The sequence below is a fragment of the Nocardia amamiensis genome (assembly GCF_015477605.1).
Lineage (GTDB): Bacteria > Actinomycetota > Actinomycetes > Mycobacteriales > Mycobacteriaceae > Nocardia > Nocardia amamiensis_A.
In genome coordinates this window covers 1-5,726 of the sequence record NZ_JADLQX010000087.1, presented here as the reverse complement: position 1 = coordinate 5,726, position 5,726 = coordinate 1, and the positions used below count along the sequence as shown (strand labels likewise).

Genomic DNA, 5,726 nt, shown 5'->3' with positions numbered 1-5,726 from the left:
CCAGGTACGACAAGCTCGCCGTCCGCTACCTGGCCACCATCCACATCGCCGTGATCAACCAATGGCTCCGAAACGAGTGAAGGCAGGCCACCAGGCCCGCCCTCATCACTTCGACACAGGGCCTAGTGGTCGTCCTCCGGCCGTCGATCGGTCATCTGCTCCGGATGACGGCGCGCGGCGCGCGGCGACGTCTGGTGCGGTTATCGCCGGGGTGGGGTGTCCAGTTCGATGTTGCGCGTCCGGACGTCATCGGACCGCGCTGCGCGGGTGCGGATTTCGACGATAGGGTCGGCATCGGCCGGGTTGCCGCTGTCGGGTCGGTCGGCGCTGGTCGCGGTGGAGTCGGGCGATGGATCGGGGCCGTCCATGTCGGTCCAGCAGACGGTCGGGTCTTTCATCCCGCGCAGCACGATGGTGTCGAAGAAGGTCCACTTGGCGCGTTCGTGGTCCGCGGCGGCTCGGATCACCGCTTCGCTCACCAGGATCCGCCGCGGCACTCCTTTGGCCGCGGTGGTGAGGCGGGCGGCCTCGTTGACCGCGTCGCCGATCACGGTGAACTCCAGCCGGGTGTTGGAGCCGACGTCGCCGGCGAAGACCCGGCCGCGCGCCACGCCGATGCCGATGTCGAGTTCGCCGGTGGCGAGCACCTCGTCGCGGATGCGGCGCGCGGCGCGCAGCGCCGGAGTCGCGTTGTCGCGCAGGGCGATCGGCGCCCCGAAGACGCACAGCGCCGCGTCACCCTCGAACTTGTTCACCAGCCCGTTGTTCTCCTCGGTCGCCGCGACCACGATCGCGAGCAGCCGGTTGAGCTTGGCGACGAACTCCTGCGGCGGCAGCCCGGTGGACAGCGCCACCGACCCGGTCACGTCGACGAACAGCGCCGAGACCTCGCGCACGTCACCGGTGAGATCCACACCGCGCGCGAGCGCGCGCTCGGCCACCTCCGCGCCGACGTGCCTGCCGAATACCTCCCGCATCCGCTCCCGCTCGCGCAGGTTCGCGGCCAGCTCGTTGACCGAGTGTTCCAGCCTGCCGATCTCGCTGGTGCTGCCGACCGGCACCCGGACGTCCAGATCGCCCTGGGTGATCCGGTCGAGCGCCCGGCGCAGGGCGCGCATCGGCGCGGCCACGGCGCGCGCGAGAAAGGCGGTGGCCAGCGCGCCGACACCGAGGCCGACGGCGGACAGGTAGATGGCGGTCCGGATGCGATCGGGCGCGGCGGCGGCCGGGTCGGCGAGCACGACGATCAGCATGAGCAGCGGAAGCGCCGCCGCCACCGCCCAGGTCACCACGACGCGCACCAGAACCGAGGAACTCCAGTGCATCGTCCAGCCGAGAATCCCGGCGACCAGCGGAACGGTCGGCCGGATCAGCCGGTCGACGATCAGGAAGGTGACGGCCGCCGTCTCGAACGCGCCGATCGTGAACAGCGCCGTCGTCACGCCGGGGTCGTTCTGCGGACTCAGATGCGCGAAGATCGCCGTCGCGACGACCACCCCGGGAAGCCACAGCGCGAGCGCGCGCATGCTGATCGCGATCGGCAGGCGCAGCAGACGCCGTGCCTCTGTCTCGGTGGGTCTTCGTCCGGCGTCGAGCCAGCCGAAATAACGCCTGCGGTCGCGCACCGCGAGAACGACGCCGGCCAGGAACCCCACCGCCGGATAGATGCCGACGAATACCAGGGTTCGCAGCCAGTCCGCGCCGAGCCTGCCGAGGAACCCGTTCAGCCACAGCTGGGTGACGATCACCGCGAGACCGCTGAGGTTGGCGGTGGTGACCACGACAGCCAGCCCACCCCGCGCTTTGAGCGCCCACAGGACGAATTTCGAGATCATCGGGTTCGCAGCCCGGCTAGCCGCGGTCTCGCCGCCCAGCACTGCGCGATCCGCTCCCCGTGCACCGACATCCCATGGGCGTCCATGGGGCGCGTGAGCCGGGAAGGCCCGGTACTACCGAGCGCCGCCCCGGTGCGGGGCGGGCTCATCACGACTGCCTGCTCCGGCAGGGCGATGCCGCGGAAGGCAGCGACGAGGAACACGAACGAGCAGCATATGTCCAGTGCGACCGGTACAGGCGGTTTCCCCGCGTTATTGCCGGAGCCGTCGCCGAGTCCGGCCGCCACCACCGCGACGAGCACCGGCAGCCTCGCGGACGCGCTTCGCCTCCCATCATCTGCCGTCCCATCGCGCCCCCGTTTCTTCCCCGCCGACTGTATCGGCTCAGCGCAGCACCACGAGCCAGACTGCCGCGTAGTGGGTCAGCGCGGCGAGGACCGTGGCCGCATGGAAGAACTCGTGGTGTCCGAAGACGGTCGGCCACGGGTTCGGCCATTTGGTCGCGTAGAGAATGGCGCCGCCGCTGTAGAACAGGCCGCCGATCAACAGCAGGATCAACGGCGCGATGCCGATCTGGCTGTTCAGTTGCCCGGCCACCGGCACGATGGCCCAGCCGAGCAGCAGATACAGCGGAACGCCGACCCAGCGAGGCGCGGTCGGCCAGAGCAGTTTCAGCGCCACTCCGGCCAGCGCCCCCGCCCAGACCACGGTCAGCAACGTCTGCCCCGTGCGTCCGGGCAGGCCGAGCAGGGCGAATGGCGTATAGCTGCCCGCGATGAACAGGAAGATCATCGAGTGGTCGGCCCGCTTCATCCGGATCCGGGAGCGTGCGGTCGGCCAGGTCACCCGGTGGTAGATCGCGCTGATGCCGAACAGTCCGCACACGGTGACCCCGTAGACCAGCGTCGACCATCCCGCGGTCGCCGAGACCGTGGCGGCCGTGGCGATGAGGATAACGGCCGCGATCGCCGCGATGCCGACGGCCCAGGTGTGGATCCAGCCGCGCATCCGTGGTTTGACGAGCGCCTCCGCGAGCGCTTCGCCCGCCGAGTGGGAGCCTGCTGTGACCAGTGCCGCGTCGGCGGCGCCGACCGATTCGGACACGAGTACCTCCTAGTAGACGCAGCCGGACGAGTCCGTCCGTAGCTCCACGCCGGGCCGAGCGAGGGGCGAGACAGCCGCCTAACTGAACCCGCCGGTAACCTACGGAAGCGTAAGTTTGAGCTCCCCGCTACTGTACCGGCGTATCGCGGTCGATGCCGAGATCGTGTCACCGAGGCGTAGGGTTGCCCGCGTGGAACTTCCGAGTCAGGTGCGGGGTCTGCCGTATCGCATCTACGAGGCCCGGCTGTCCAGGCAGCTGGGCGGCAAACAGCATCCCCGGCACGTCGCGGTGATGTGTGACGGCAATCGCCGCTGGGCGCGGGAGAACGGTTTCACCGACGTCACGCACGGACATCGGGTCGGGGCGCTGAAGATCGCCGAACTGGTCGGCTGGTGCGAGGCCGAGGGCATCGAGATGGTGACCGTCTACCTGCTGTCCACCGAGAACCTGCAGCGCGATCCGGACGAGCTGGAGACGCTGTTCGAGGTGATCACCGACGTGGTCGAGGAACTGTCCGCGCCGGAGCAGAACTGGAGCGTGCGCATCGTCGGCACGCTCGACGGCTTCCCCGAGCTCATCGCCAAACGGCTGCGTACCGCGGCCGAGCGCACCGAGGGACGGAATGGGGTGCACGTCAACGTCGCGGTCGGTTACGGCGGCAGGCAAGAGATCACCGACGCGGTGCGCTCGCTGGTCCGCCAGGAGATCGCCGCGGGGGAGACGGGCGAGGATCTGGTCCAGTCGATCACCGTGAACGCGATCGGCCAGCACCTCTACACTTCGGGCCAGCCGGATCCCGATCTGGTCATTCGAACCTCCGGCGAGCAGCGATTGTCCGGGTTCCTGCTCTGGCAGAGCGCATACTCGGAAATATGGTTCACCGAGGCGTACTGGCCGGAGTTCCGTCGCGTGGATTTCCTGCGGGCGCTGCGCGACTACGCCGCGCGCCATCGCCGCTTCGGCGTCTGAGTCGGCCCCGGCGCGGCGAATCTCCCGACCTGTTCGCGCGTCGCGCGGTGTCATGAGGGAGCGCGAATTCATCGGCTACGCGGAGTTCGGTAACCGCTTCTTGGAGTTCGCCGCCTCCGAAGAACGCATCTTGGGCGCGTTCGCTCAGCTGACCGGCGCGGCGTTCGATTTCGGCCCGATCGGGGTCGGCCCCGGGCGGTTGGCGAAAGTGACCGCGGAGGTCCAGCTCGGCAAGTCGCTGCTGCGCCGCCTCGGCGGCGAGCTGATCTCGTTCGAGCTGCTCATCCCGCTGGATCTCGATCTGCTGCTGGACTTGGCGGTGGATCGGCATCGGTTCCATGTCGACGGGACCGTTCACCTGCACTTGACGGTGCGCACCGCGACGCCGTTGCGGGTGGTGATCGACATTGCCGAGCCGCGACCGGTCGACGTGCGCGTCAATGTCGCCGCCGCCACCAGGCGCGGACAGGTGCTGCGCGTCCTCGCCAGCGTCGATCACGAGGTCAGGAGATTCGTCGCCCGCTACATCTCCGAGGAGATCCGCAGACCGGACATTGCCGCGGCTTGCGATATCGATGTCGCCCACCGCCTCGATGAAGCATGGAAACTGTAAGCGAAATCACAATTTGCGCAGCCGTAGCCGGTTGATGCTGTGGTCGGCGTCCTTGCGCAACACCAGGGTCGCGCGCGGCCGGGTGGGCAGAATGTTCTCCACCAGATTCGGGCGGTTGGTGTTGTTCCAGATCTCCTTCGCGGCGGCGGTCGCCTGCTCGTCGGTGAATCCGGAGTAGTGGTGGAAATGCGCGTTGGGATCGGCGAACGCGGTGTTGCGCAGTGTGAGAAAGCGCTGCACATACCAGTTCTCGATGTCCTCGATGCGCGCGTCGACGTAGATGGAGAAGTCGAACAGATCCGAGACCATCAGCCGGGGACCGGTCTGCAGCACGTTCAGGCCCTCCACGATCAGAATGTCGGGCTGCCGCACGCAGTGCAGCTTTCCGGGCACGATGTCGTAGGAGATGTGCGAGTACACCGGGGCGCAGACTTCCGCCGCACCGGATTTCACCTCGGTGACGAAGCGCAGCAGCTTGCGGCGGTCGTAGCTCTCCGGGAAGCCCTTGCGGTGCATGACGCCGCGCCGGGTGAGTTCCGCGGTGGGATAGAGGAATCCGTCGGTGGTGACCAGGTCGACGCGGGGGTGGTGATCCCAGCGCGCCAGCAGGGCTTGGAGCACGCGGGCAGTGGTCGACTTGCCGACCGCGACGCTGCCCGCGACACCGATCACGAACGGCACCTGCTGGTCCGGATGGGTTTCGCCGAGAAAGGTCGCGGTCGCGGCGAACAGGCGCTGGCGCGCGGCCACCTGCAGGTGGATGAGACGAGCGAGCGGGAGATAGACCTCCGCGACTTCCTCGAGATCGATCTGTTCCCCGAGGCCACGCAGGCCGATCAACTCTTCCTCGGTGAGTACCAGGGGAGTCGACCTACGCAGGGTTCGCCACTGTTTCCGGTCGAATTCCACGTATGGACTCGGCTCGCTCATCCGTGCCACTTACCCGACGCTCCACTTCGGCAAACACGCACAGTTACCGCGCGGATCCGGTGAGATTCGGTCTAGCTGTCGCCGCATAGCCGAATTCTGCTCTGTGTCGCGACGACGTGACGAGTGGGGTCCACTACCGGCTGGTAACGCAATGCCGTTGCTTGACCTGTCACACCTACTGAGCTGTTACGGGGTGTAATGCAATGACCTTGCTGGTGGTTCTGCGGGTTGTCCTGCGTGCTTGGCTTTTTTGGCGGAATGAGTACTTCGAGTC

6 protein-coding genes are annotated in these 5,726 nt (G+C 67.7%); 2 read left to right on the top strand and 4 right to left on the bottom strand.

Going from position 1 to position 5,726, the window contains the following annotated elements; all coding sequences use genetic code 11:
• Positions 1 to 200: 200 nt before the first annotated feature.
• From IU459_RS36445 to trhA, 3 genes are all read right to left on the bottom strand, one after another.
• Positions 201 to 1,835, bottom strand: coding sequence for an adenylate/guanylate cyclase domain-containing protein (locus IU459_RS36445; RefSeq protein WP_195134140.1), 1,635 nt, complete (start codon positions 1,833 to 1,835; stop codon positions 201 to 203).
• Positions 1,832 to 2,038, bottom strand: a complete 207-nt coding sequence (locus IU459_RS36440; protein WP_195134139.1) for a hypothetical protein — start codon at positions 2,036 to 2,038, stop codon at positions 1,832 to 1,834. The genes IU459_RS36445 and IU459_RS36440 overlap by 4 nt, the downstream gene beginning before the upstream one ends.
• A gap of 181 nt (positions 2,039 to 2,219) precedes the next feature.
• Entirely contained in the window at positions 2,220 to 2,906 is a 687-nt protein-coding gene (gene trhA / locus IU459_RS36435) for a PAQR family membrane homeostasis protein TrhA (RefSeq protein ID WP_324199168.1), read from the bottom strand.
• Positions 2,907 to 3,129: 223 nt separating this feature from the next.
• On the opposite strand from trhA, the gene IU459_RS36430 reads away from it, so the two are divergent.
• Together IU459_RS36430 and IU459_RS36425 are read left to right on the top strand one after the other, a co-directional pair.
• Complete coding sequence (locus tag IU459_RS36430) at positions 3,130 to 3,909, top strand: isoprenyl transferase (protein WP_195134138.1); 780 nt, start codon at positions 3,130 to 3,132, stop codon at positions 3,907 to 3,909.
• A gap of 52 nt (positions 3,910 to 3,961) precedes the next feature.
• On the top strand, positions 3,962 to 4,522 hold the full coding sequence (locus IU459_RS36425; protein WP_195134137.1) for a hypothetical protein: 561 nt from the start codon (positions 3,962 to 3,964) through the stop codon (positions 4,520 to 4,522).
• Positions 4,523 to 4,528: 6 nt separating this feature from the next.
• Here IU459_RS36425 and coaA read toward each other — a convergent pair whose 3' ends face one another.
• Positions 4,529 to 5,461, bottom strand: coding sequence for a type I pantothenate kinase (coaA, locus tag IU459_RS36420; protein WP_195134136.1), 933 nt, complete (start codon positions 5,459 to 5,461; stop codon positions 4,529 to 4,531).
• Positions 5,462 to 5,726 lie beyond the last annotated feature (265 nt).